Genomic DNA, 25242 nt, shown 5'->3' with positions numbered 1-25242 from the left:
GACCAAGACCCGAGCGCCTGGCAGCCACCTCTCGCCCCCTTCCGGTGCGCGTACGCCAAGAGCTGGGTAGACGTGAAGTTCGACTGGGGGCTCACTCTCCAGCAGGCCGAGAAGACCGCTCTGGAGAGCATGCTGGCCTCCTGCTAGCGCGGGCGCTCCGGAGAACCCGCTGCCGGGCAGGCCGTCCGATCTTCAGCCGAGGTGGTCGAGGATGGATACGGCAAGCCGCTCTTCGCCGGCTCCGGCGAGGGCATCGGCGACCTGGCCCCATCGGGCCGGGGAGAGTGCGATGGTGACGGTCTGGTCCGGGCGCGGCCAGGTAGCGAATCCGCCGGGTTCAGTCGGCCAGTCCGGGAGGAGGTCCCAGCCGACTCGTCGCGTTGCGGCGAGTTCTCGGGCTGCTTCGCCATGGTCGGTCGAAGCCAGAATCGAGGCCTGGTTGTCGAGGACGGCGTCGATGATCAGCCAGTCGAAGACGGGCAGAGTTATCTCGTGCAGTTCGGGCTCGTCTCGTTCCTGGTCGGGACTGCGGTCGCCAGTCGTCATGGTGGTTGATTGTGCCTGGCGTCAGATGCTGAGGCGGTGACATCGGCGGGTGTCGCAGAGACGGATGAGGCGGGCCGCCTCCGTGGGCGGCCCGCCTCATCGCGTCGAGCTGGACTACACCTGGACGTAGAACGGGTCGCCGTCAAGGATCCGGTTTTGCCGGTAGAAGCCGGAGACGAGGCCGCCTTGGCTGTTCTGCTCAGCCTCCGGCACCCACGCCCAGCCGCGGGCACCGGCCGGCAGCGTCAGCCCGCCTTCCTCAGTGGTGGCGAAGGGGTATTCGTCGCACGATTTGCCTGCCGGACGGGGCCCGGTGATGCGGGTGGCACACGCTTCGCGCCGGTTTCGGGCAATGATCGTTTCGGCGGTTTCGCGGTGCAGCGCCTTACTGGGGCTGCCCGGCCTGCCGTACCCGCCTGCCTGCTGGATGCGGCGAATGTTGGCGGCGATCTCCGGAAGTTGGGCCATGGTCGTCATCGTCGGGATGTAGTTGGAGATAACGCAGCCGGGCAGCAGCTGAGTGCGGAATTCGTCGTCGCAGCGGACTTCGATGTCCAGCACGCCCGTGCCGGGGATCTGCCCTTCGGCCTCCGGGATGAACGGGGTGACAGTGACGGTCAGCTCGGGTTCGTGCGTGCGCGCGGTGGGGTCGGTGTAGCTGAAGTCGCCGCCCCACAAGGCGCCGGTGATCAGCGGTCCGCCCACCTCGCCGCCAGCACCACAGGGGGCGTCGCAGCCGGGCGTGAGAACCGCGCTGGAACCTGGCGGGATGCCGGGAGTGCCGAGCACCTCGACATTGACGCGGCCTGTGAATGCGGCGGAGTTGACCTTGGTGGTGACGGTTGTGGTCACCAGCAGCAGCGCGACGCCGACCTGGACGCCGTCGATGAAGAACCGCACTCGGCTGCGCCGCTGCTCGCAGCTGATGAACCGGGTGCGAGGCGAGCACGTGGCAGAGAAGGCAGCCTGTTCCTGGGCGGAGTCGGGAGCGAGGAAGGCTGCCGGGTTTTCCCAGCTCGCCTCTGCCACGCGGTTGGGGTTGTCGAGCAGGGTCAGCGCTGTTCCTGTGGCGGAAGCCTCAGGTGTCAGGAAGACCGCTGGGAGCAGGCCGAGCATGAGCGCCATGATGGCTGTTCGGCGGGAAGGGAGTCGGTGGAAGGCTGTAGCGGAGGAAGGGGTGGTGTTGGGCATGTCACCTCTTTGACTGGGCTGATCAGGCAAGATCAGTTGTGTCACGCCCACCCGATCACTTCAGGTAGCGACTCGGGCACGAGATGGCATTTTTGCTGCATGTCCCCTGAATGGACCCAACTGCCCGACGCCTCCCTGAAGGAAGGAGCGGATGCTTCGCGTATCACCATGGAGGGGTGCACGCTTGCCGAAGGGGGCGAGGGGATATTGAACCGATATCTGGGATCTTCCGGATCTTTGCCGCCATGGCTAGCAGCAGACCAGGTAAAGGTGCCTACCGTCGAATATGGACACTTTTCACAGGCTCGCCGCGCCGCTGATAGCCCTGGTGTTCATCGCCAGCTCCTCGGCCGAGGCGTTCGCCGCTCCGCCCATCAACATCAACTGCAGCTATTTCGACACGCAGAAGCAAGCCCAGAAAGAGCTCGACAAGGACAAGTCCGATCCACACGACCTCGACCGGGACGGCGATGGCATCGCTTGCGAATGCCCCGGACCGTGGAAGTGGTGCTGAGGTGAAAGGGGCGCGGTTTCTCTCATCCGTGGCGCGGGGGATAGGGCCCCCGCCAGCGTCTCGCCTTGCGCTGCCTGAAGGTGTACGCATGCGGCGGCGAGCTTTTCCCGGGAGAATCGCCGGAACAGGTGTAGGCGTTCAACGATAGGCATGTCCGGCACCAGGCCAGCGAGTTCTGCCTGTCGACTCGTTGGACTCCGCTGGTCTTCCTACATTCGTGTGATGACAGCCCAGGCCAGGAGCGGTCCATCGTGGATGTCGCTGATAGGCCGCAGCACGCACCGTCGATGGGGGCCAGGAACACGGCCCGGCGGGCAGTCGTCGTAGAGGGAGCCTTCTACTCTGCCTGGTCCTCCGCTTGGAACGCGAGAGCCCTCAGCTGGCTACCGGCAGGTCCACGGCAGCTGACTCGGCTCAGGTGTGTGACCGTGCAACGAATCCTGGGTTGACGCCAGCACGGCCCGGCGCTAGAGGCCTTCGGCCTCACGGCAGCGGTACAGGAATCGTGGCTGCGCTCAGCCGGTCGTCTCCCATCGGGAAATGTAGTTTACCTGTAGACGTGAGAACGTTACCAAGGTTTATCTTGACGGATAAATCCGACACATCTTACTTTCGGGCTGATTGATCAGCTCCTAGCCGCGAAGGACTACTTCGCGGCGATCGGGGCGACGTTCGACGGCCTCTGCGTCGTCCCTCGTGGCTGGAGTGCGGCGGCGTATGCGTCGAATGTCGTGGGGTCAGTTTGTAAGGGTGAAGGCAAACACCGCCGTCTTGGTGTTGGGTCTGTCGCTACCCGGTCTTCTTGTGGCGGCGGTGATGCCCGCTGCGGCGCCCGCTGCTGCACACCTCGCAGGTCCGCCGGAGCGAGTGCCCGGAAGCGGAGCCCCCGGCACTCCTCAGCAGCAGGCTGGATCCGCCGCGGGGCTGCCGTCCCTGGTGAGTCGAGAAGTCACTCAGCCCGCACTGGCGGGAAGTGGATCGGGGGCGCCAGAGTCTCCGGCTGTTCCGGTGGTGAAGGGTGGGACCGCGCTCGAGACGCGTACTGATCTCAGCGCAATAGCCTCGCCTTCAACTGCTTTACCCAGCAACCTGGCTGCAGGAATGGCCGCTGATATGGAGTCGACGGGTGTGGTGTCGATCATGTCGGTGGATTGTTCGTCGTATTCGGCGTACAGCGCGAATTCGTCGTACGGCCAGGGCTCGCGGGTGGTCTACAACGGCTGGCTATCCACGGCCAAGTGGCCGGTGCCACCGAACAAGCCGCCGGGCTCGTCGGGGATGGTGGAATCTTCCCCCGGCTACTACACCTACGAGAGCTATTGGGGTTATTCGCAGGAGTGCACCGTCACACCGCCTGAGCCGACGCCGACGCAGTACCCGCCGTCGCTGCAGGCCGTCTTCCCCCTGTCGGGCATGTTGATCAGCTCGCGGACCCCGCTGCTGGGCGCCAAGGCGGTCAGCAACATGAGCAGCGGCTACGCCATCACCTACTCCTTCAAGGTCTGCACCAATGCCGCTTTGTCGACCGGGTGTGTCTCTTCGGGAACCTTGGGCTCGAACGTGCGCACCTGGCGGGTGCCCACCGCGAATGCTCTGGCGTGGAGCACCCAGTACTGGTGGAAGGTCACCGCGACCGATACCAGCAACAGCCTGACCACCTCCTGGACGGGCACGTTCACCACGGGGGTGCGGCAGCCGGCCGTCGGTTCGCGGTTCTCCAGATCCGGTGATGGGCGCGCAATAGATCCGGCCAATGGCAACTACACCGCGTCGTCGGTGGATGCGTCCGTGGCTGCAGTGGGTCCGTCGTTGGCGGTGGTCCGTACCTACAACAGCCTGGACCCGCGCCGTGACACTCTATTCGGCGCCGGCTGGTCGACCCGCTGGGACATGAGACTCACCCCAGAAGGCGGAACCGCAGGCAATCCCGCTGCACTGCTGGTGCGCAACCCGGATGGGCGGCAAGTCCGATTCGCCACCAACAACGACGCCACGGGTACCTTCCAGCCGCCGCCGGGAATGTATGCGACCTTGGCGGTCACTCGCGACACGGGTGGAGTGGTGACCGGCTGGCAGCTGATGGATAAGGCGGCAACGTCGTTCTTCTTCGACCTGCAGGGCCGCTTGGTCAAGATCGCCGACGCGCGAGGCCGTACCCAGACACTGGAATATGGCACGAACGGCAAGCTGGCCAGGGCCACCAACCCAGGCGGCCGTTGGCTGGCGTTCACCTGGACCGGTTCTCATGTCACCTCGGTAGCAACCAACCCGGTGGATGGCGCGTCGCTGACTTGGACCTATACCTACGACGGGGACAAGCTGCTGACGGCGTGTTCCCCGATCGCGGCTGATCACTGCACGACCTATACCTATGCGAGCGGCTCGCAGTATGCCAGCGCGGTGCGCAACTCCGATCCCCTCGGCTATTGGCGACTAGGTGAAGCCTCTGGCACCAAGGCCGCCGATTCCGGATGGGGCGCCGGAGAGGCCACCTACGCCGGCGTCACGCTTGGCCAGGCAGGTGCAGTCGAGGCCAGCACCGATAAGGCTGCCTCATTCGCCGGTGCCGGGTCGGTGACGCTGCCCGACCACGCGATCGCCCAGTTGGAAGGCTCGGCATCGGTGGAAGCGTGGTTCAAGACGACGCAGACGGGTGTGGTCTGGTCCGCAGGCACCGACAACGCCAGCAACCCGGCCCGCTCAGCCCTGTATGTCGGTACCGACGGCAAGCTACGCGGCCAATTCCGGTCCACCACCGGAACCGCTGCGATTGCCCCGATCACCTCTACCGCGTTGGTGAACGACGGTCAGTGGCATCACGCCGTACTCACGCTGTCGGGTACAAGTCAGCAGCTGTTCTTGGACGGGCAGAGCGTTGGCACGGCGACCGGTTCCGGGTTCGGTGGCTGGCCAGTTGGCTCCCAGCTGGCCAGAGGTCGGCTGGAGGGTGGTGCATGGCCAGCTGGCCCTGCCACCACCACAACGCTGGGCCTCAACGGAACACTGGATGAGGCGGCGTTGTACGACCGACCGCTGACGGCCGATGAGGTTGCGATCCATTTCGCCGCTAGGGCCGCGGCGCCGCATCTAATGTCGAAGATCACCCTGCCGTCCGGGCTGACCTGGATGCAAGTCACCTACGACGCGGCTACCGACCGAGTCAAGACCCACACAGACGAGCATGGCGGCGTTTGGCAGCTGTCGGCCCCCACACTCACTGCCGCATCCGGCGTGGCCACGGTGACGCTCACGGACCCTGCTGACAACACCATCGACTACGAGTTGGATGCGCACCGCGGGTACCGGCTGATCTCCCGCAAAGATCAGTTGGACAAGAAGATCAGTCACACCTACAACACCGCTGGGTTCCCCACCCAGACGGCCGATGCGAACGGCAACCTTGTCACCCGCTCCGTCGACACACGCGGCAATCTTCTGTCAACCACTACCTGTCGGGCGGTAGGCAACTGTCAAACCACTCGCACGGAGTATTACCTCAACACGGGTAACGTCGTCGACCCGCGCAACGATAGGCCGACCAAGATCCGCGACGCCCGTTCGCTCAACGCCACCGACAACACGTACGCCACCACGCTTACCTACACCGCCTTCGGCGAGGCGGCGAGCCAGACCAGCCCGGCCACCGCAGACTTCCCCAGCGGCCGAACGGTCAGCACGACCTACAGCGACGGCAGCGAACCAGCTATCGGTGGAGGCTTCACTCCGGCCGGCCTGGCGAAGGCACAGACCGACGCGCGGGGCAGCGTGTGGAGCTACGCCTACACCGCCGCCGGTGACTTGGCCGAGCAGACCGATCCCAATGGCCTTGTGACCAAGCTGGTCTACGACTCGATCGGCCGACTTGTGACATCGAGGCAGATCTCAGCAGCCCATCCTGGCGGGGTGACCACCAGCTACGCCTATGACCGGCTCAGTCGCCTGGTGTCGCAGACGGGCCCAGGGGTGAGGAACGAGCTCACCGATATCACGCACACGGCGCAGACCCGCTACACCTACGATGCTGACGGCCACAAGCTGACCGAGACACTCGACGACCTGACGGGCGGCGACGCGGAACGGACCACGACCTACGCCTATGACACGGCCGGCCGCTTGAAGTCCGTCACCGGGCCGGAAGGCGGCACTGTCCAACAGGTCTGGAACACCCACGGCCAGCTGGTGCGGACTACCGACGCACGCAACACGGTGCTCGAGCAGGCCTACAGCAAGCGCGGGGAGTTGACCACCACCACCCTGAAGGCCTGGACAGGCAGCCCTTGGGATCCCCAGCCAGCAGCCGACGTGGTCCTCCAAGCACTCTCCTACGATCCGGCCGGGCGTCTCGCCTCCCGCACGGACGCGGTGGGTCGAAAGACTGCCTTCACGTACTACGCCGACAACCTCCTCTACGAGAGGATCGCTGAAGACGCCAAGCTCAATGGTTCGACCACGGCACGAGATGTGGTGCTGGAAGCCCACAGCTACGATGCGGCCGGAAACGAGACCAAGCTGGTGACCGGCGGTGGCAGGTTAACCACCGACTACGTCTACGACGCCGCTTCCCGTCGTACCTCGCAGACCGCCGACCCTGCGGGTGTCAACCGCAAGACGGCCTACACGTATGACGCCGCCAACAATGTGATAAAGACGGTACTGACCGGTGCGGGCAGCACTCGCATCGAGACCCGTGAGTATGCCTACACCACGACGAATCTGATCAACCGCGAGACCGTTGACAACGGCGACACGGACCTGACCACCACGCGCACCTACGATGATCGCGGCCTGCTGACCAGCACGGTCGACCCGCGCGGCAACGTGAGCGGAGCCACCGCAGCCGCCTACACCACCACACTGCGCTACGACACACTCGGCCGCCTGGTCGAAGCGACGGCACCGCCAGTACAGGTCGACAAGGCCGGGACGACAAGCACTGTCCGACCAGCTGTACATACCGGATACAACACCGCCGGGCAGCCGACACATCAGCGCGACGCCGAAGGACGCACAGCCGTCTCGGCCTACGACCGCGCCGGACGCCTGACTTCCACCGCCACGCCCAGCTACACGCCGCCCGGCGGCACCGCCGTGACGCCAGCCATCCAACACGAATATGACTCGGCGGGACAGCTGGTCAAGACCACCGACCCGCGCGGCTACGCCACCACCTTCCACTACGACGCGCTCGGCCGGCTGGTATGGACGACCGAACCCGAGATCGAGGGGGAATGGCCAGGCCAGTGGGTCGCTGAATATGACCTGGTCGGACGAATATTGGCCGTTACCGACCCCATCGGCGCACGAACAGAAGCGACCTACGACGACCTGAACCGACAGATCACCTACACAGAAATTGAGCACCTGCCCGCGGTGGCGGCCTACACCACCAGACTGGAGTACAACGACGCAGGCCAGCTCACCAAGAGCACGGATCCACGCGGCAAGATCACCAGCCTGACGGTCAACCCTGTTGGTGACACCACAAAGGTTGTTGATCCCCTCTTGCACGAGACCTTGATGGCCTACGACCTTGCCGGACGGCCTAGTAAGATCACCGACCCGCTCGGAAACGCCACCGCCGCCGAATACGACCTAGCGGGGCGCATGACTGCGCTCAAAGACCTGGGCCCCACAGGGACGGTGCTGCGCACCACCGCCTATGGCCACGATCCGGCAGGCAACCTCACCAGCTTCACCTCACCCGAAGGCCCAATCACTCAGCGGACGTTCGATGCCCTGGGCCGGATAACCTCGCTGATCGAACCTGTCAGCGCGAGCAAGACCATCACCACCAGTTTCGGCTACGACGCCACCGGCACGCGCACCCGACTCACCGATGGCCGCGGCAACACCACCTGGACCAGCTACAACAGCCTCGCCCTACCGGAGAGCGTCACCGAACCGGCCACCACTGCGCACCCCAGCGCAGCGGACCGAACCTGGACCACGATCTACGACGCTGCCGGCAACCCGGTGGCCAGCCTCCGGCCCGGCGGAGTGCGGGTCGACCGTACGTTCGACCACCTGGGGCGGCTGACCGCCGAGACAGGCCAAGGTGCCGGGGCAGCCACCGCCGATCGCACCATCAGCTATGACCGCGCCAGCCGTCCGATCAAGCTGACCAGCGGAACCAGCCAGCACCTGGTCACCTACAACGACCGCAGGCTGCCCGCCTATGTTGCCGAGATCGTTGATGGCACCTACACCCGCGACACCAGCTACACCTACGACCAAACCGGGCGGATGCTACAGCGTTCCAACCCGGCAGGCCCCACCACCTTCACCTGGGACGCCGCCGGGCGCCTGGAGACTGCAACCGACCCGGTAACCGGACGGACACTGACCTACGGTTACGACAACGCCAATCGGCTCACGTCAATGACCGGTAAGACCAGCACCGGAACGACAACCGACAGCCAGTCTTTCACCTACGACCCTCTGAACCGGCTGACCGGTCAGACATTGAAGAACGCCACCGGAACCCAACTGGCGGCCATCACCTACGCATGGGACAAAAACGACCGGCTCACCACCAAAACCACCGCTGGGCTTGCTGGAGCTGGCGTCAACACGTACGGCTACGACCAAGCGGGTCGCCTTACCTCCTGGAGCGCGCCCAATGGAACCGTTACCGACTACGGCTGGGACGACTCCGGCAATCGCATCGAAGCCGGCGACCAAACCTTCACCTACGACGAACGCAACCGGCTGCTAAACGCCACCGGCCCGGACGGCACCGCCAATGGTGCCGCAACGTACGGCTACACTCCGCGCGGCACCCTGGCCACGGAAACTAAGAACGGCCAGGCCACGCATCTGACCTTCGACGCTTTCGACCGGCTGATTGCCGACGGCGACAGCGTCTACTCCTACGATGCCCTCGACCGGATCAACACCCGAACTCGCGGTACCATCAAGCAGGCCTTCGCCTACAGCGGCCTGACCAACAACCTGGCCGGGATCGTCAACACCGACACCGGCGGTGTCGATGCACGCTATGGCCGCGACGCGTCCGGCGGACTGCTTGGCCTCAAGGAGGGCGCCGGGCCGGCCGTCGGCGCTCTGACCGATCTCCACACAGACCTGGTCGCCACCTTCACCACCAGCGCGCTGGCCACCTCAACGACCTACGATCCGTTCGGTGACGTGCTGGCACAGACTGGCGCCAAGAACACCCTTGGATATCAGGGCGAGTACACCGACCCGGATACCGGCAAGGTCAATATGCACGCCCGCTGGTACACCCCGGGTACCGGAACTTTCGCCTCCCGTGACTCCTGGACCCTGAACCCATATCCGTCTGGGCGCGCCAACCGATACGCCTATGCGAACGCGTCACCGGTGGTCTTCACTGACCCTTCCGGCCATGCACCTCCCCAGGTCCCCGACGGCAGCGTTGGCAGTTGCTGGTACGAAGACGACTACATGTGCGGCGACTATCCGTCACCCACGGGTGGGGGTAGCAATAGCGCCTCGTCAGGCTCTGGTGGCACCGGGAGTAGCGGAAGCAGTGGATCTGGCGGAACGACAACCAACCCGCCCCAGAAGACCCCCAAATCTGCACCAAACACTGGCGGGAACGGCAACGGCGGTGGTGGCTCGACCGGCGCAGGCATTGGCCAACCAACGGCACCCGGGAAACCGGGGGGCAAGGGCGGAAATGGCACGAATGATGGATCAATAGAAGGCGAAGTCTGGGTACCGCCGAAGAGTCCACCTATCCTCACCAATCGAACCAATAACCCCAAAAGTCCAAACTATGTGCCTCCGCCCCAAGTTTATGACGGCACAGGCATGGGGCCCAGCAGAATCATCCCAATATCGGGCCCGGGATGGGATAGCCCTATTTGGCCTGAGCTATGTGCCAACATAGGGCACGGCCTCGCGTGTGAAGCACCGTGCATTTTTACACAAGATGGACCTTGCTCTGGAGGGATCGATCCACCTGATCCCTGCCTCGGTGGCGGCTGTGGCTATAGCGGCGCTCCGGACCTCGGTGCATGCGCCTTCATCCTGGATGGTCCCTGCTCGATCGCATACGACATCGACCCTGACATCCTCGATGGCCCTGGATCCTACGATGACGGCTGTCTCCTGATCATCTATATGGGCTGCAACGACGACACCAACTACGACGAAGACCTGCCACCGACTATCTGGATGCCATTCCGGGATGGAGTTGACAACACCCCTCAAGGAGACCTTCCGCCGGAGGCGGGTATTCCTGCACGCTCTCGACTCAAGCCTGGTGGTTATCACTTCATCGTTCGCCCCGATGGCACCGTTCGTTTAATTGACGACGAGTCGATGTGGGACTTAACTCCAGACGCAGGGCATACCTCTCTTGCCGATCGCGAAGGGGTGATCATGGCCGGAACGCTAGATGTCGATGAAGACGGTAAGATCAGTCATGTCGATAATTTCTCTGGTCACTACGCGCCAGAGGATAGGCCAGGGAAGAAACCGCTGAAAGACATCACGCGCGAGGCACTCCAGGAGCAAGGGTGGGGATTTGATGATGACGCGTGGGATTACTTTGAAAGGCCGCCGAGGTAGTCGCAAAGCGGCTCAGCTGCCAGGGCTATTCGATAATTCCCCTACGGTATGGGATAAGAATGCAAAGCGCTGCATATCCGGAAGCTAAAGAGCTTCTGAGTCGGCTTCTGCGGAGTCAGTCGGTGATATCTCCCCAGGAGAGTCGTCGCCTCATGGAGGAGCTTTCACTCGTTTCCGATGAGGAGCTTCTAACTGACTCGCTTCTCAGCCGGATTGCACGGCAGGTGGGCATGCGAATCGTGGATGTATATCTCGTTGCCGGTAGGGCTGCCCCGCTAGACGAGCTGCCATTCGATAAGGGCTCTGAGCGTGAATTGCCTCGACTAGTAATGCACGCACTCCGTCTATCAAGTCTCGATAGGCAGCGCCTGCGCAATTTCTCTCTTACGTTGCCCCGGCTTCAGTCGGGGATTTCTATTGAGTGGCATCGACTTTATGCGCAATACCCGCCAGGATTTGGATCCCTCCTGGTGCAAATGCTGGCCGTTCGAAATATGGGGTGGTCATCGGGGGCCAAGGTAATATATCGAATGTCTGGAATCTATCTTTCGCCAGCAACGATCGGCGCGATAGGGCGTGGCGTCAAGGATCTTGACCCTGAGCTTCTCAACGGTTTTGCGGCGGTATTGGGCGTGCCAATTGATGTGCTGGAGTCGTTGACCGACATTCCGTGCGGGGCGCGGCGTCAGCCGCTATCGGAGGAAATTACTGATACGGCAAGCCTGATCTGGGATGTTCGCCACTTGGCTGCCGAGCACGTGCGCTCGCTGTCGCAGCTCGCGAATAGGATGAACGGATCGTAAGTGCCCTATAGAGCCATGTGCAGCGTGGTGTGCGGAGCGGACCTCGATGATCAGCTCGGCTGAAAGGCACTCGGAGGTTACAAAAGGCCTGTACCGCTTCAAAACTCATCGTTTGATGCTTGATCTGGGGCCTTCGACCCCGCGCGTCGTGCGGACAAGATAATGGACTGTGTCGGCTCGTCAGCCGTATCTGGCCTTTGATTTGGGGTTCGGTTGGCTGAGTGCTGCTGGGCGACAGGTGATAAGGGCGGCTGGTGGTCCAAACGCAAGCAGGCCCCCAGATAACTCTGCGGGCCTGCCGGCGAATGGACAGGCACGTTTGCCCGCCAAGTCGAAGTTAGCAGGTCACAAGTGCCGATCACCGAATTTCGAGGCTCGGGTGGTCGGTTCGGCCGATCGCTACAGCTGATTTCGGGTATCGAGCGGCGTCCTCGCAGCACGAGAAGAGTTGCCGTGTCATCGCTCACGGAACGCTCCTGGCTCTTGCTGTCCACCACGACAGTGACAACGGGGATGAGGGTGAGCGTGGGCCGAGACCGCGCTGGCTGCTCCGTAGCAACCGGCGCGAGGCCGCGATGGCCAGCCGGATGGCCCGAACGAGCCCGTGGGGGTGGGGTGGTGGTGTCGATGCTGGCGCTGAGGGGTGGGCCGGCTTGGGGGGCGTTGCTGGTCTTGCGTCGCGGTCGACGGGAGTACGAGACAGTGCGGTGGTCCTGGGCATGAAGGACGCTCGGGGAGCTGGTGGACTCGATGTCCTCGCTGCCGCGGCTGGCCGCAGGCGCGTGGCTGGAGCGGCGTAAGTGCGGCACTTGCGCGATCACCTTGGGCGTGGACAGCAACGCTCCAGCCTGCACAGGGAGCGGGGCGTCGACGCTTCAACAAAGCCAGCGGTTGATGGGGGGATACCGCGAGATGCAAGGCCCGCAGTGGATTAGCGCGGGCGTGAGTGACCTGTCAGCCTGACTGACGACGGCTCCCGCGCTTCCGGCAAAAGTCAGCTGGGAGCCCGGGGGATGTCGAGCCGGATTCGCCACTGGCCCGACAACGAGGGTGTGGGGCTCAAGAACACGATTCGTCGTCAACGTCGGGGTTCCCTCCTGGTCGGGTTGGGTGTTCCTGGGGCAGTGGTCGACTGGTTCGGGTTGCCTGGGAACATCGTTCGTGCTCTTGTCTATGGTGTACGCCGTCACTCGACGTCTGCTGTCCCTGCCCGCGATGCTGTTTCGCAAGGACGCCTCCAAGGAGGCAGAACTGCTGGTGCTCAGGCACGAGAACGCAGTCCTGCGCCGTCAGGTCCCACGGGTGCGCTACGAGCCGGTCGATCGCTTGTGGTTGACGGCGCTCTCACACCTGATCGCCCGCCATCGCTGGGCGAAGATCTTTTCAGTCACTCCGGCCACTCTGCTGGCCTGGCACCGCAAGCTCGTGACGAACAAGTGGGACTACAGTCGGCGACGCCGCCCTGGGAGACCACCCACCGCTGCTGCGGTCAAGGCTCTGGTGCTGCGCATGGCCGCCGACAATCCCGCCTGGGGCCACCGGCGGATCCACGGCGAACTGACCCGCCTCGGCCACACGGTCGCCGCTTCGACCGTGTGGAACATCCTGAACCAGGCCGGGCTCGATCCCGCCCCGCGCCGCAGCGGGCCGACGTGGAAGCAATTCCTGACCCCCAAGCCGAACACATTGTCGCCGTCGATTTCCTGCACGTCGACACCATCAACCTCAAACGCATCTACGCCCTGGTCCTGCTCGAGCACCGCAGCCGCCGCGCCCACTTGCTCGGTGTCACCGCCAACCCCACGGGCGAATGGACCACCCAGGCCGCCCGCAACGTCCTGATGGACACCGACACGACAAACATGAAGTTCCTGATCGGCGACCGCACCGGCCAGTTCACCGATGCCTTCGACACGGTCTTCGCCGACGCGGGCCTGCGCGTCCTCAAGAGCCCGCCACAAGCCCCGAAAGCCAACGCACACTGCGAAAGGATGATCGGCACCCTACGCCGCGAACTTCTCGACCGCACGCTCATCCTCAACGAGCAACACCTGCGCCGAACCCTCACCCAGTACTTGGAGCACTACCACAGGGCCCGGCCCCACCGCGGCCTCGGGCAGTTGAGCCCATCCCAAGCTGAAACCGGCCCGCCACCGCCGGTCGATCTGGCCAGCCATCGGATCCACCACAGAACCATCCTCGGCGGCCTCATCAACGAGTACCAGATCGCCAACTGAAGCCACCAGGAACCAGCAGGTCAGACACCGAATCCTATTTTGAGCCCCACACGCGGCAAAGGTGTCGGCGGTCCGGTCGGGCAGCACGTCCACCCGCTTGCCGGTCTCCATGTCCAGCAGGATCGTCGCTACACGTGCCCCTTACGAGTGGCGAAGTCGTCCACGCCCAGTACGCGCGGCGCCCTGGCCCGCGGTTGCACAAGTCGGCGGCGCAGCAGTCGCAGCAAGGTGTTCGCGCTGACGGGAACCGCTAGATGGGCAGAGAGCCGCGCGGCAGGACGTCCAGCGAGCACCAGCGTCAGCCGTTCCAGCAACCGTCGCAAGCGCGGGGTCCGACGAGCGAATCGCTCGGTCAGACCATCGAGCTGCTCGATGAACGTGCGCTGCGGGCAGGCGGACGCCGGGCACCGGAACCGCTGCACCAACAGGTTGATCACCATCCGGCGGCCGGACAGCGCCACATCGTCCAGCCTGCGCCGATACCTGCCGTGTCGGTGTCTGGATGCCGTGCCGCAGACCGGGCAGTCAGCCTTGTCCGTCGTGGTCCGGGCGTAGATCGTCACAGCCGTCCCATCCGCCGTGATCTGCTCGACGGCCAGGGACTCGCCAAGGTCGGCGAAGGGAGAGAGTGCCTCACTGTCACACGATCCAAGATCAGCTTGGACTCGGCCACACTATGTGATCAGTTCACACGAAGTGGATCAGAACCGCCTTTCATGGCCGCTGTCAGTCCTGGTGGCTGAGCGGAAGTCTCCAGCTTGCCCGAACCCTGTTCCGATGGGGATCCTATTACATTTCGATCACGCATGTTCCGGGCGGGTATGTGGCGGATCAGGCTTGGTGGCATGGCGGGACAGCAGCGTGCGGCGAGGCCGGCGGGCCCGTGGCGGTGGCGGGTCGCCGGGGCGTTGGCGTCGGTGGTACTGCTTGGCTCGGTAGCGCTGGGGCTGACGTGGCTCTTCTCCGATCCGCGTCCTGATTCGCGGGCATGGCTGGAAGTACTGAGCTGGCGGGCCGGTGTAGTGGGCATGTTCTCCGGGACCGTGCTCGGCGGGGCAGGGCTCGTGATTTCGGCGCTCACGCTGCGCGCCCAGAAACGGGCTGAGAGCCAGCCCGCGCCGACCGACGCGGATGCCGTGCTGGAACCGGAGAGCAAGACTGGGGCAAGCGGGAACACACCGCCGCCAGCTCAGCCGCCGGGCCCGTCCCAGCCCGCCACGACCGCCGGCAAGCCGGAACACGCAAGCAGTGGGCCCTCCCGCTCCTACGGGGGTGACCACATCGAGTTTCAGGGCGGCACCTTTCACGGGCAGGTGATCGCCAAGCAGGTGAATCCGCCTGCGCCGAAGAATCCGCTCGACCCCGCCCAGGAGCAGAAGAACCCGCTCGCGGACCCGGGCCAGGAGCAGCCGTGAGTGGTAGCGGCGGCGAAGAGTCCGACCGGCAGGCGAAGGAGCCCGACTACGGCGGGGATCATGTGCAGTTCTCCGACGGCACCTTCCACGGTCAGGTGATCGGCAAGCAGGAGAACCATCACCACCACTACCCGGCACCGGTGAATCCCAGCGCGGACCAGACGCCTCCCGGCGTTCCGCTGAGCCAAGTCCGGGACCCGTTCCAATTCGAGGTCCACCGGGCGATCGACCTGCCGGGGGCAGGACTGCCCGTGCTTCCGCCCTATGTCCCCCGCGCACACGATCACACCCTGCGCGAGGTGGTCCTGGCCGCCGCCGACGGGACCGGCAGCCGGATCGCGGCGCTGGTGGGCGGGTCCTCCACCGGCAAGACCCGCGCCTGCTGGCAGGCACTCGGCCTGCTGCGCGACCGCCCGGAGCCGTGGCGTGTATGGCATCCCATCGACCCCAGCCGCCCTGGCGCCGCCGTCACCCAGCTCCGCCGGGTGGTGCCGTACACAGTGGTGTGGCTGAACGAAGCGCAGTTCTACTTGGCCCCCGATCAGATCGGCGAGCAGGTCGCCGCGGGCCTACGCGAGCTACTGCGTGATACGGGGCGAGGCCCGGTGCTCGTGCTGGCCACCCTATGGCCGCAGTACTGGAACACCCTGACCACCCGCCCAGGAGACGAAGCGCCCGATCCCCACGCCCAGGCCCGGGAACTGCTCACCGGGCACATGATCGCCGTCCCCGACTCCTTCACCGGCGCCGACCTGCAGGCGCTACCCAATCCTGGCCAAGTGGACATCCGCCTGGCCCAAGCCGTCGAGCGTGCTGCCGACGGCCAGATCACCCAGTACCTGGCCGGGGCCCCGATCTTGTTGGACCGCTACGCCCAGGCCCCGCCCGCCACCAAAGCCTTGATCACCGCCGCCATGGACGCCCGCCGCCTCGGCGCGGGCCCGCACTTGCCGCTGGCTCTGCTCTCCGAGGCCGCGCCCGGCTACCTCACCGACACCCAATGGGAGCAGACCGCCAACACCTGGCTGCAGCAGGCCCTGGACTACGCCACCACCCCGTTCAACGGCATCCCCGGCATCCTGACCCCCGTCAAGACCGGCGCCCCTCGCAACCAGCGCGACCACCGCGCCACCCCAGGCGTAGGTCTCCATACCCCGGTCGCGACCGGGGTGCTCTACCGGCTGGCCGACTACCTCGACCAGCACGGCCGCCACCACCGCGCCAACCAGATCCCGCCCATCGACTTCTGGACCGCCGCCAGGCACGCTCACCCCGCCGACCTGACCGCGCTCGGCCAAGCCGCCCGCGACCGTGGCCTGTACCGCGACGCCGCCCAACTCCTCAAGCATGCCACCACCAATGGAGACCTCGACGCCGCCATCATTCTCCTTCAGCTCATGCACACCACGCACCCGACGGACCACCGTCCTGCCCATCTGGCCGCCTCGCGCGTCGCCCTGGACGACCCTGGCGCGGTGGCCAAGCTGCTGCATGCCATGGAGGGAGAGGGAAGAGAGGAACAGGTTGCGGCGCTGCTAGCTCGTGACCCCGCCTCACATGTGGCTCTGGACGACCCGTATGCGGTGGCAAAGCTGCTGGATGTCATGCGAGAGGACGGGAGAGGCGAACGGGCCGCGGCACTACTGGCTCGTGATTCCACTACGCATGGCGCCCTCGACGATCCGCACTCGGTGGCCGGCCTGCTGCAGGCCATGCCGGGAGCCGGGAGAGACGAACAGGTCGTGGCGCTGGCGGAACGTGCCGCCAGGCACATCCCCCTGAACGACCCGGGCGCGGTGGCCAGCCTGCTAGAGGCCATGCAGAGGCACGGGCTGTCAAGGGAGGCGGTCACCGCCCTCGACATGGGCGTATTTGGCAGCCTGCTGCATGCCTTGAGGGGAGACGGGAGAGAGGAACAGGTCGCCGCGCTGATGGCTCGTGACCCCGCCTCGCATGCGGTCGTGGACGACCCGTACGCGGTGGCCAGCCTGCTGTATGCCATGCACGGGGTCGGGAGAGACGAACAGGTCGCGGCGCTGGCGGAACGTGCCGCCAGGCACATCCCCCTGAACGACCCGGGCGCGGTGGCCAGCCTGCTGCAGGCCATGCGTTCGACCATGACAAGGAGGTATGCGCAGGTTACGGCGCTCCTGGCTCGTGACCCCGCCTCGCACACTGTCCTCGACGACTTGCGCGCGGTGGCAGCGCTGCTGGAAGCCATGCCCTGGGCGAGAAGGCCTGCGCAGGTCTCGGCGCTGGCCGGACGTGCCGCCGCGCACGCTCCCCTCGACGACCTGAGCGCGGTGGGTCACCTGATGGGCACCTTCCGGTGGGTCGGTCAAGACAAACAGGTTGTGGTGTTGGCCGAGCGTGCCGCTGCGCACATCGCCATCGACCACCCGTCCGCAGTGGCTGGCCTGCTCTATGACTTGCGGAAGTTCGGCCAAGACGAACTGATTACGACACTGCTGGCTCGTGACCCCGCCTCGCACGCCGCCCTTGGCCATCCGGGCTTGGCCAATCTGCTGAATGGCCTGTGGGAGGCTGGGGCAGAGGAGCAGGTCGCCGTATTGGCCAGACGTGCCGCCGCGCAGGCCTCCCTCGATGACCCCTACGCGTTGGCCAACTTGCTGGAGGCCATGCGGCAGGCCGGGCAACACGAACAGGCCGCGGTGCTGGCCGGACGTGCCGCCGTGCACGCCCCCCTGGACCACCCTTACGCAATGGGCGCCGTGTTTTCTGCCGTACGGTGGGCCGGGCGCCGCGAACAGGTCGCGGTGCTGGCCGGACGTGCCGCCGTGCACGCACCCCTGGACCACCTGGCCACGGTGACTAGTCTGCTGCACTTCTTGCGGGAGGTCGGCCAAGACGAACTGATTTCGACGCTGCTGGCTCGTGACCCCGCTGCGCATGTCGCCCTCGACGACCCGCGCGCGCTGGATAGTCTGCTGGATGCCCTGCGGGAGGCTGGCGCGGAGGAGCAGGTCAGGGTGCTGATTGAGCGGCTCCCCGCCGCTGGGTGGTTTTATGAATTCCTCCAGATTGGCGGCCATCGGCACCTGTACCGGCTCGGGCGTGACCCGGATGGGCAGGCCACCGCTCCGTGGGATTGGGACGATCTAGAGTGACCTGACCATGGAAGAGCTGGCTATGGCCAGACAGTTCCGCACTGGAAGGGCCTTGAGGAACGGTGTTCAGCTTCGCTGTGCGGCGGGGTCGCGGGTTCCTTGCTAGGGCGTGGGGAACAAGTCGTGTGGTGGTCGCCGGGCGTCGGCGAATGTTCTGCGTGCGGCGTCGTGGGCTTGGCCGCCGTGACGGTTGCTCTGCCATCATGGCTGCGTGATGAACACCTCGCCGCCATACCCTCAACAGTGAGTCGATGATCTACCCACGGGCGCGACCGCCCGGTCACCACCGGCATCAACGGCTCCATCACGGCCCACACGTCGTCAGAGATCTCGTGTCGTGCCACTGTTCAAGACTCGCCCACCGAGGAACGAAACCTCTTGATCAACACTGCGCCTGTCGAGAATCCTGTCCGGCCAGGTCAGGACTCTGTGAGGCCTGGGGTGGCATAGGTGCTGTCCACTCGTTGGTGGCGGAAGACTGGTGCGGCATGATGATCGTTTGTGCTTCTTCGTCTGGCGTATCTGACCGTCACGAACGCGTTCGCCGCCTTGCGGTTACTGCCGATGAGTGATCGTGACAAGGGTGTCGAGATTCTCTTTCTGCGTCATCAGGTCATGGTCTTGGAACGGCAGCTCGGCGCGGATGTGCGGGTGAGGTTCGCCCCTGAAGGCCGCCTCTTCTTGGCGGCGCTCCTGTCCTCGCTTCCCCGCGCGGTCTTACGTCGGTTGCGGCTTGTCGTCCGTCCGGACACCATCCTGCGCTGGCATCGCGAGATCGTGAAACGGCGGCATGCCCGGACCTGCCGGCCGAAGCGCCGTGGCCGCCCGCCCACGGTCCGCTCTGTCCGTACGCTCGTGCTGCGCCTGGTCCGGGAGAACCCGGCTTGGGGATATCGGCGGGTGCATGGCGAGCTCGCCACGCTCGGCCTCAAGGTCGCGCCGTCCACGGTCTGGGAGATCCTCCAGCGGGAAGGTATCGACCCGGCACCCGGGCGAGCCTCCACCACCTGGGCCGACTTCCTGCGCTCCCAAGTCGGCGCGCTCCTGGCCTGCGATTTCATTGAGGCCGTCACCCTTACGGGGCAGCGCCAGTACTGAGTTCAGGGGTGAGTGCTGGCCCCATCTGATCTTGGGTTCTAAAGGTGGTCGCGACGCCTGACCCTGTGGGGTGTTGCTTTGACCAGGGCGCGTCGGACCCATAAGAAGCGTGGACCGGCTCCGCTGGCGGACAAGCGTGATCAATACCTTCGCCTCATGGCGCAGGGAATGAGCAACTCGGCCGCGTGCCGAGAGCTGGGCATCAACCGCAGGACCGGCACCCGCTGGAGGTATGGCAGGAAGGAAGTCGACCAAGCCGGGCGCGAGCGTACCTACCCGCCGATCAGCGAGCGGCCAGACACCGACGCCATCTCCCCGCGGTTCCTGTCGGAGGAGGAGCGGCTCGTCATCGCCGACCTGCTCCGGGCCGGGAACTCGTTACGCGCCATTGCCCGACAGCTCGACCGCGATCCGGCCACGATCAGCAGGGAGGTGCGCCGTAACCGCGACCCGCGCACTGGCGCCTACCACCCCTTCCATGCTCAGCGCCGCGCCGTCGTCCGGCGCGCCCGCTCCAAGGACGGCAAGATCCAGCGCGACCCGGAGCTGAAGCAGTTCATCCAGCGCCACCTCGACCAGCGCTGGAGCCCTGAGCAGATCAGCCAAGCCCTGCGCACCGCCTTCCCTGACGAGCCCGAACGCCATCTCGCGCACGAGACCATCTACCAGGCGATCTACCTCCCTCACCGTGGCGGCTTGGAACGCCAGCCCAGCACGCTGCGTACCGGCCGCCAAGCCCGGCGTCGGCGTCGCCGCGCCGACCAACGCGCCACCCGCTTCGTCGACCCCGGAACGTTGATTCACCAGCGGCCCGCCGAGGTCGAGGACCGTCAAGTGCCTGGCCATTGGGAAGGTGACCTCATCGTCGGCCAGGGCAACCGTTCGGCCATCGGCACACTGGTCGACCGCACCACCCGCTACGTCAAACTGCTGCACATCCCGGGCCGGCACACCGCCGACAACGTCCGCGACGCCCTCCTGGCAGCCTTCGCCGACCTGCCCGCCGGCCTGGCCCGCTCCATCACCTGGGATCAGGGCAGCGAGATGAGCCGACACGACGAGTTCACCGCCGTCACCGGCATCCCGATCTACTTCTGCGAACCGGCCAGCCCCTGGCAACGCGGCTCGAATGAGAACATGAACGGTCTGCTGCGCCAGTACTTCCCCAAGGGCGGCGACCTGTCCGCCTACAGCGCCGAAGACCTCGCCTTCGTCGCTGTTGAACTCAACAACCGCCCGCGCAAGACCCTCGGCTGGCAAGCGCCCGCAGAGCTGTTCGCTAAGATCATCGCAACAATCGAATGACCGCGTGTTGCGATGATCATGCGAATCCGCCGTGCGCACCGTCCGAGCCGAATGCACCGGATGCTGATCTACGACGAACGTCACCTGCGATCAATCCTGGAGGAGTACACCCAGCCCTACAACAACCATCGCCCGCACCAGTCCCGCCAACAACGCCCACCCGATCAAGACGAGCACGTTGTTGTCCCGATGGAAGGCCAGATTCAGCGCCGAACGGTGCTCAGCGGAGCCATCATCGAGTACCACCGAGCCGCCTGACCAACCCGAAGAAACACCAGCTCAAACCGTGTGTACGAGTTTTGAAGCGGTACAGGCAGCCTTAGGCCTGGCTGCGGGGTGTCCTTGCGCAGGGGAGCACCCAGCGGCCAGGCCTCCCCAAGGTCGCTAGGCGTGCCCCTGGTCGTCGGGGTGCGGGCAGGCACCGCGACGCCTCAGGCCGTGGAGAGGCGTAGGCAGCTTGCCACTTACTCATCCGCCGGGGATTCGGGACGGACCGCGAACTCGACCGAAGCGGCATCTTCTCCGTTGACCTCCATGACCCATCGGTAGATGTGTCCGGTCTGGAGAGGCAGCGGAGGGATCGGAAGCGCGAAGGCGACATTGAACGGAACGCTCTTCCCGACCTCGTCGATCTCGGCAAGGTCTGGGACTGCGAAAGAGCCACCAATTTTGAGTTGGTCATCCCTGTCTCGGAACGGCAGAAACGGGCTCCCAGAGGAATGCTCCAGGCGCAGAGTGAACTGGACCTGATCTTGCGCTTCATCCCATGGCATTCGGATAAAGCATGAAATGCCAGATGCCTGAGACTGTGGACCGATGATCGACCAACCTGCCCCCAGCATGTTGATCTTTCCCGCGGCCGGATCCGCACTTACGGCATCAGCCAGAACGAGGAATGCCTCCATCACCCAACCATCCCCAAGCGAAGTGCGGTGGATGGGCTGGTGGTCTGCGGCCTGAAAGCAGCCAGTCCTAGATCTTTCTGAGACTGAACGGCGATTCTGGGTGGGGCCTCCAACGGCTGCCGCCAGACTACGTCGACTACCACCGGTGGAGTGGTGCGAACTTCCCTCGCAGGCATCGGCCTCGCCTCGCGCTGCTCCAGCGCAGCTCTGCGTAGCTCTCCAGCAGGCACCAGTTGTAGGTCTAGCTCGAAACCCATCTCATACAGATATTCCGCCAGGGTCTCAACGCGGACGTTTCCATCCCCCTTGAACACCTGGTTCACCGCCGACCGGCGGCGACCAAGCCTCTTCCCCAGATCGCTCTGCGATAGGCCGGAGAGCTCAAGAGATCGGTGAAGGACCTTGATGACCTTGCGGCGAAGCCGTGCCGCCGCAAGCAGCCGGAGGCCGTCAGGCTGAGCGGCAAGACGTTCGTACAGCGCACCTAGCACAGCTTGTCCTCCTTCATCATGTAAAGCCCTTTGCGGATCTGCTTCGGAGGACATTTCCCATCTATGGTCCTCCCAAAGTCTTTGAGGAAGCCATGAGTGAGTCGGGCAAGCCTCCCGTGATCTGGATCGACGACCTCGTAGTAGGGCAGTCGGACATCTGGAGTCTTCACCTCCCAGAGATCACCTTCCAGGTGGCGCTGACGAGTTTTCGGCTCAAGAACGACACCCGTGGACCAGTCCTCGAAGAGGGCTTCTACGTCGGCCGCAATCCGCCGCTTCTTCTTCGACTTGGAGTCGGCGAAGCCAAGCAAAAAAGACACGGCCGGCTGATCTCCCTCACGGTCTCGAGCAGCTTCTATGGCCATGACTGGCCCATCCCGGTAGCACGCCCTCCCGCACTTCACGCAGTCGCTGTGTACAGTCAAAACTGTACCTCCCGGTAGGGCAGGGGGGCTGTAGCGGGGTGGAAAGAGTAACCTTGTCATAGGCCAGCCCGCTCGTACCCTGAAATACCGGGAAGGTTGAGCGTGACGTTACATCGCGCACCGGGGGCTGCCGCTCCTCCGCGATAGGCCGGATCGGCCCCCAACGCGCAACCACCGAGGCTTCAAGGCATCGTCTGAGACCCGGAAGGGCGATCCGAGCCGCGATCCAAGACCTTGGTGACGAATCCGTAGGCGGTGACGAGGGTTGTGGCTCCAGCGGCCAGGACGACGGCTGGTGCCAGCCCGAGCAGGGCTGCGACGATCCCAGCGGCTAGGGCGACGTTCAGGGCGATGCTGAGTTCAAGGGTGGTGCGGGCAGCGCTCGACATGACGACCTCCGGGATGTCCGTTCCGGGTGAGGGTTGGTGGAACGGAAGGATGTCGCCGCTGGGCCGTCGTACGCCCGGCCGAGCAGCATTTTGTGGATAACTTCAAGCGCGCAGCTTCAGTATCGCCCGCGAGAAGCTCCCAGAAGCGGGCTTGGACGACCAAGAACGTTTACGTTCGCTACTCCGACAATTGCCGACTGCTAAACAGTGACAGGCGCTTCTCATCACCAAGCTGAGTGGGCCTCGCACCCCAGCCCTCAGGTCACTTCTCGCGCCTCAGGCGCCACGGATCTCGATCTTGTCAGCAGGGAGCACCTCTACTTCTCCTCCGCACTCAGGAGTTGGGCCAGTCCCTTTGCAGCTTCGCGAACGTCCCGCGCTGCGCGACGGTGTCTACCCTGTGGGGCTCAAGAAAACGATTCGTCGTCAACGTCGGGGTCCCTCCTGGTCGGGTTGGGTGTTCCTGGGGCAGTGGTCGACTGGTTCGGGTTGCCTGGGAACATCGTTCGTGCTCTTGTCCACGGTGTACGCCGTCGCTCGACGTTTGCTGTCTGTGCCCGCCCTGTTGTTTCGCAGTGACGTCTCCAAGGAGGCGGAAGTGCTGGTGCTCAGGCACGAGAACGCGGTTCTGCGCCGTCAGGTCCGACGGGTGCGCTATGAGCCCGCCGATCGCCTGTGGCTGGCGGCGCTCTCGTCTCTGATACCCTGGCGCCGCTGGGCGAAGATCTTCTCGATCTCCCCGGCTACCTTGCTGACCTGGCACCGCAAGCTCGTGACGAACAAGTGGGACCACAGCCAGCGGCGTCGTCCCGGGAGGCCGCCCACCGCTGCTGCGGTCAAGGCTCTGGTGCTGCGCATGGCCGCCGACAATCCCACCTGGGGCCACCGGCGGATCCACGGCGAACTGACCCGCCTCGGCCACACGGTCGCCGCTTCGACCGTGTGGAACATCCTGAAGCGGGCCGGGATCGACCCCGCCCCGCGCCGCAGCGGACCAACGTGGAAGCAATTCCTGACCGCCCAAGCCGAACACATCGTGGCCGTCGATTTCCTGCACGTCGACACCATCAACCTCAAACGCATCTACGCCTGGTCCTGCTCGAACACCGCAGCCGTCGTACCCACCTGCTCGGTGTCACCGCCAACCCCACGGGCGAATGGACCACCCAGGCTGCCCGCAACGTCCTGATGGACACCGACACGACAAACATGAAGTTCCTGATCCGCGACCGCACCGGCCAGTTCACCGATGCCTTCGACACGGTCTTCGCCGACGCGGGCCTGCGCGTCCTCAAGAGCCCGCCACAAGCCCCGAAAGCCAACGCACACTGCGAAAGGATGATCGGCACCCTACGCCGCGAACTTCTCGACCGCACGCTCATCCTCAACGAGCAACACCTGCGCCGAACCCTCACCCAGTACTTGGAGCACTACCACAGGGCCCGGCCCCACCGCGGCCTCGGGCAGTTGAGCCCATCCCAAGCTGAAACCGGCCCGCCACCGCCAGTCGATCTGGCCAGCCATCGGATCCACCACAGAACCATCCTCGGCGGCCTCATCAACGAGTACCAGATCGCCAACTGAAGCCACCAAGAACCAGCAGGTCAGACACCGAATCCTATTTTTGAGCCCCACAGGCTCCGCGGGATCCTACACGAATATTCACATGCCGCTTGAGCTGCATGGACGTAGTTTTCGGCAGGCGCAGTGCCGGTGCTGAGAGGGGTCTGCCGTTCACGCTCAGTCGTGGTCCCGACAGGCAAGCCCGGGCCACGCCGCGGCAGGGCCTTAGTGAGAGGCCTCGTACTGCTCGACGATGCCGCTGGCAATGCGACCGCGCTCGCTCACTTGAAGCCCCTCACGCTTGGCCCACTCGCGGATCCGCTTCGTGTAGGCCCGGTCCGGGCCACCTCGAGTAAGCGTCACGCGCTTCCCTCTGCGCTCGCTCCTAACGGGCCGAGCCTTCGTGATATAGGGCGCGAGGATCTTCTCAAGCTTCTCCCGGTTGGCCCCGGACAGGTCAATCTCGTAATTAACGCCATCCAGGGCGAAGGGGACGGTACCGTCAGCGGCGCCGCCGTCTATGTCATCAATGAAGATCGTCTGTATCTGCTTAGCCATTCTTCACCTCTCTTGATGATCTGAAGCATAGCGGGCAGCGAAGCCCCGGGTCTGGCAGGGCGTGGGGCGAAACCATTCTGCTCCCATGACTGCCAGCCATTTCGTCGGCTTTACTCAC

Annotated in this window: 17 protein-coding genes; 11 read left to right on the top strand and 6 right to left on the bottom strand. The window is 64.8% G+C overall.

The features are described from left to right. Nucleotides 1-192: 192 nt before the first annotated feature. Together HNR30_RS45065 and HNR30_RS45060 are read right to left on the bottom strand one after the other, a co-directional pair. A complete protein-coding gene (locus tag HNR30_RS45065) occupies nt 193-546 on the bottom strand; it encodes a hypothetical protein (RefSeq protein ID WP_181616378.1) in 354 nt (117 codons plus the stop codon). Between the two features lie 114 nt (nt 547-660). Continuing rightward, nucleotides 661-1662 (bottom strand): NucA/NucB deoxyribonuclease domain-containing protein, encoded by a 1002-nt coding sequence (locus HNR30_RS45060; protein WP_181616377.1) that lies wholly within the window; start codon nt 1660-1662, stop codon nt 661-663. A gap of 361 nt (nt 1663-2023) precedes the next feature. Between HNR30_RS45060 and HNR30_RS45055 the strand changes: the two genes are divergently transcribed. From HNR30_RS45055 to HNR30_RS50545, 4 genes are all read left to right on the top strand, one after another. Beyond that, the gene (locus tag HNR30_RS45055; RefSeq protein WP_181616376.1) at nt 2024-2251 is read left to right on the top strand and encodes an excalibur calcium-binding domain-containing protein; all 228 of its coding nucleotides are present in this window, start codon (nt 2024-2026) and stop codon (nt 2249-2251) included. A gap of 1128 nt (nt 2252-3379) precedes the next feature. Continuing rightward, entirely contained in the window at nt 3380-10807 is a 7428-nt protein-coding gene (locus HNR30_RS45050; RefSeq protein WP_181616375.1) for a LamG-like jellyroll fold domain-containing protein, read from the top strand. A 530-nt stretch (nt 10808-11337) separates the two neighbouring features. Next, on the top strand, nt 11338-11610 hold the full coding sequence (locus HNR30_RS45045; protein WP_181616374.1) for a hypothetical protein: 273 nt from the start codon (nt 11338-11340) through the stop codon (nt 11608-11610). 1652 nt (nt 11611-13262) lie between these two features. After that, nucleotides 13263-13847, top strand: a complete 585-nt coding sequence (locus HNR30_RS50545; protein ID WP_220134728.1) for an integrase core domain-containing protein — start codon at nt 13263-13265, stop codon at nt 13845-13847. 128 nt (nt 13848-13975) lie between these two features. Here the strand turns inward: HNR30_RS50545 and HNR30_RS45035 are convergent, their stop codons facing one another. After that, complete coding sequence (locus HNR30_RS45035) at nt 13976-14410, bottom strand: transposase family protein (RefSeq protein ID WP_181616373.1); 435 nt, start codon at nt 14408-14410, stop codon at nt 13976-13978. Nucleotides 14411-14692: 282 nt separating this feature from the next. On the opposite strand from HNR30_RS45035, the gene HNR30_RS45030 reads away from it, so the two are divergent. From HNR30_RS45030 to HNR30_RS45010, 5 genes are all read left to right on the top strand, one after another. Further along, nucleotides 14693-15262 carry a hypothetical protein gene (locus tag HNR30_RS45030; protein WP_181616372.1) on the top strand — a complete coding sequence of 190 codons (570 nt, stop codon included), beginning with the start codon at nt 14693-14695 and terminating at the stop codon, nt 15260-15262. Then, a complete protein-coding gene (locus HNR30_RS45025; RefSeq protein WP_181616371.1) occupies nt 15259-18390 on the top strand; it encodes a hypothetical protein in 3132 nt (1043 codons plus the stop codon). The genes HNR30_RS45030 and HNR30_RS45025 overlap by 4 nt, the downstream gene beginning before the upstream one ends. A gap of 501 nt (nt 18391-18891) precedes the next feature. Continuing rightward, nucleotides 18892-19488 carry a helix-turn-helix domain-containing protein gene (locus HNR30_RS45020; RefSeq protein WP_181616370.1) on the top strand — a complete coding sequence of 199 codons (597 nt, stop codon included), beginning with the start codon at nt 18892-18894 and terminating at the stop codon, nt 19486-19488. A gap of 156 nt (nt 19489-19644) precedes the next feature. Beyond that, nucleotides 19645-20793: an IS30 family transposase gene (locus HNR30_RS45015; RefSeq protein ID WP_425569925.1), complete on the top strand. Its 1149-nt coding sequence runs from the start codon at nt 19645-19647 to the stop codon at nt 20791-20793. A 60-nt stretch (nt 20794-20853) separates the two neighbouring features. Continuing rightward, nucleotides 20854-21051: an integrase core domain-containing protein gene (locus tag HNR30_RS45010; RefSeq protein WP_181616369.1), complete on the top strand. Its 198-nt coding sequence runs from the start codon at nt 20854-20856 to the stop codon at nt 21049-21051. A 206-nt stretch (nt 21052-21257) separates the two neighbouring features. Here HNR30_RS45010 and HNR30_RS45005 read toward each other — a convergent pair whose 3' ends face one another. Together HNR30_RS45005 and HNR30_RS45000 are read right to left on the bottom strand one after the other, a co-directional pair. Next, nucleotides 21258-21698, bottom strand: a complete 441-nt coding sequence (locus tag HNR30_RS45005; protein WP_181616368.1) for a DUF6941 family protein — start codon at nt 21696-21698, stop codon at nt 21258-21260. Between the two features lie 484 nt (nt 21699-22182). Beyond that, the gene (locus HNR30_RS45000) at nt 22183-22509 is read right to left on the bottom strand and encodes a hypothetical protein (RefSeq protein ID WP_181616367.1); all 327 of its coding nucleotides are present in this window, start codon (nt 22507-22509) and stop codon (nt 22183-22185) included. A 1008-nt stretch (nt 22510-23517) separates the two neighbouring features. Between HNR30_RS45000 and HNR30_RS47110 the strand changes: the two genes are divergently transcribed. Together HNR30_RS47110 and HNR30_RS47105 are read left to right on the top strand one after the other, a co-directional pair. Continuing rightward, nucleotides 23518-24192: a helix-turn-helix domain-containing protein gene (locus HNR30_RS47110; RefSeq protein WP_220134726.1), complete on the top strand. Its 675-nt coding sequence runs from the start codon at nt 23518-23520 to the stop codon at nt 24190-24192. Between the two features lie 20 nt (nt 24193-24212). Further along, nucleotides 24213-24587 (top strand): integrase core domain-containing protein, encoded by a 375-nt coding sequence (locus HNR30_RS47105; protein WP_220134725.1) that lies wholly within the window; start codon nt 24213-24215, stop codon nt 24585-24587. Between the two features lie 204 nt (nt 24588-24791). Here the strand turns inward: HNR30_RS47105 and HNR30_RS44990 are convergent, their stop codons facing one another. Beyond that, entirely contained in the window at nt 24792-25124 is a 333-nt protein-coding gene (locus HNR30_RS44990; protein WP_181616366.1) for a histone-like nucleoid-structuring protein Lsr2, read from the bottom strand. Between the last annotated feature and the right edge of the window lie 118 nt (nt 25125-25242).

Origin of the sequence: Nonomuraea soli (assembly GCF_013761175.1) — a bacterium.
In the GTDB taxonomy this organism is placed as follows: Bacteria; Actinomycetota; Actinomycetes; order Streptosporangiales; family Streptosporangiaceae; genus Nonomuraea; species Nonomuraea soli.
The sequence above is the reverse complement of the archived record's forward strand: the minus strand, read 5'-3'. Positions and strand labels throughout refer to the sequence as shown.

Excerpts from the sequence above, each read along its gene's own strand:
- HNR30_RS45045 (WP_181616374.1), top strand. The coding sequence starts at position 11,338 with ATGTCTGGAATCTATCTTTCGCCAGCAACGATCGGCGCGATAGGGCGT.
- HNR30_RS45030 (WP_181616372.1), top strand. The coding sequence starts at position 14,693 with ATGGCGGGACAGCAGCGTGCGGCGAGGCCGGCGGGCCCGTGGCGGTGG.
- HNR30_RS45015 (WP_425569925.1), top strand. The coding sequence starts at position 19,645 with ATGGCGCAGGGAATGAGCAACTCGGCCGCGTGCCGAGAGCTGGGCATC.
- HNR30_RS45010 (WP_181616369.1), top strand. The coding sequence starts at position 20,854 with ATGCTGATCTACGACGAACGTCACCTGCGATCAATCCTGGAGGAGTAC.
- HNR30_RS47105 (WP_220134725.1), top strand. The coding sequence starts at position 24,213 with ATGAAGTTCCTGATCCGCGACCGCACCGGCCAGTTCACCGATGCCTTC.
- HNR30_RS45055 (WP_181616376.1), top strand. The coding sequence starts at position 2,024 with ATGGACACTTTTCACAGGCTCGCCGCGCCGCTGATAGCCCTGGTGTTC.
- HNR30_RS44990 (WP_181616366.1), bottom strand. The coding sequence starts at position 25,124 with ATGGCTAAGCAGATACAGACGATCTTCATTGATGACATAGACGGCGGC.
- HNR30_RS45005 (WP_181616368.1), bottom strand. The coding sequence starts at position 21,698 with ATGGAGGCATTCCTCGTTCTGGCTGATGCCGTAAGTGCGGATCCGGCC.
- HNR30_RS45065 (WP_181616378.1), bottom strand. The coding sequence starts at position 546 with ATGACGACTGGCGACCGCAGTCCCGACCAGGAACGAGACGAGCCCGAA.
- HNR30_RS45060 (WP_181616377.1), bottom strand. The coding sequence starts at position 1,662 with ATGCTCGGCCTGCTCCCAGCGGTCTTCCTGACACCTGAGGCTTCCGCC.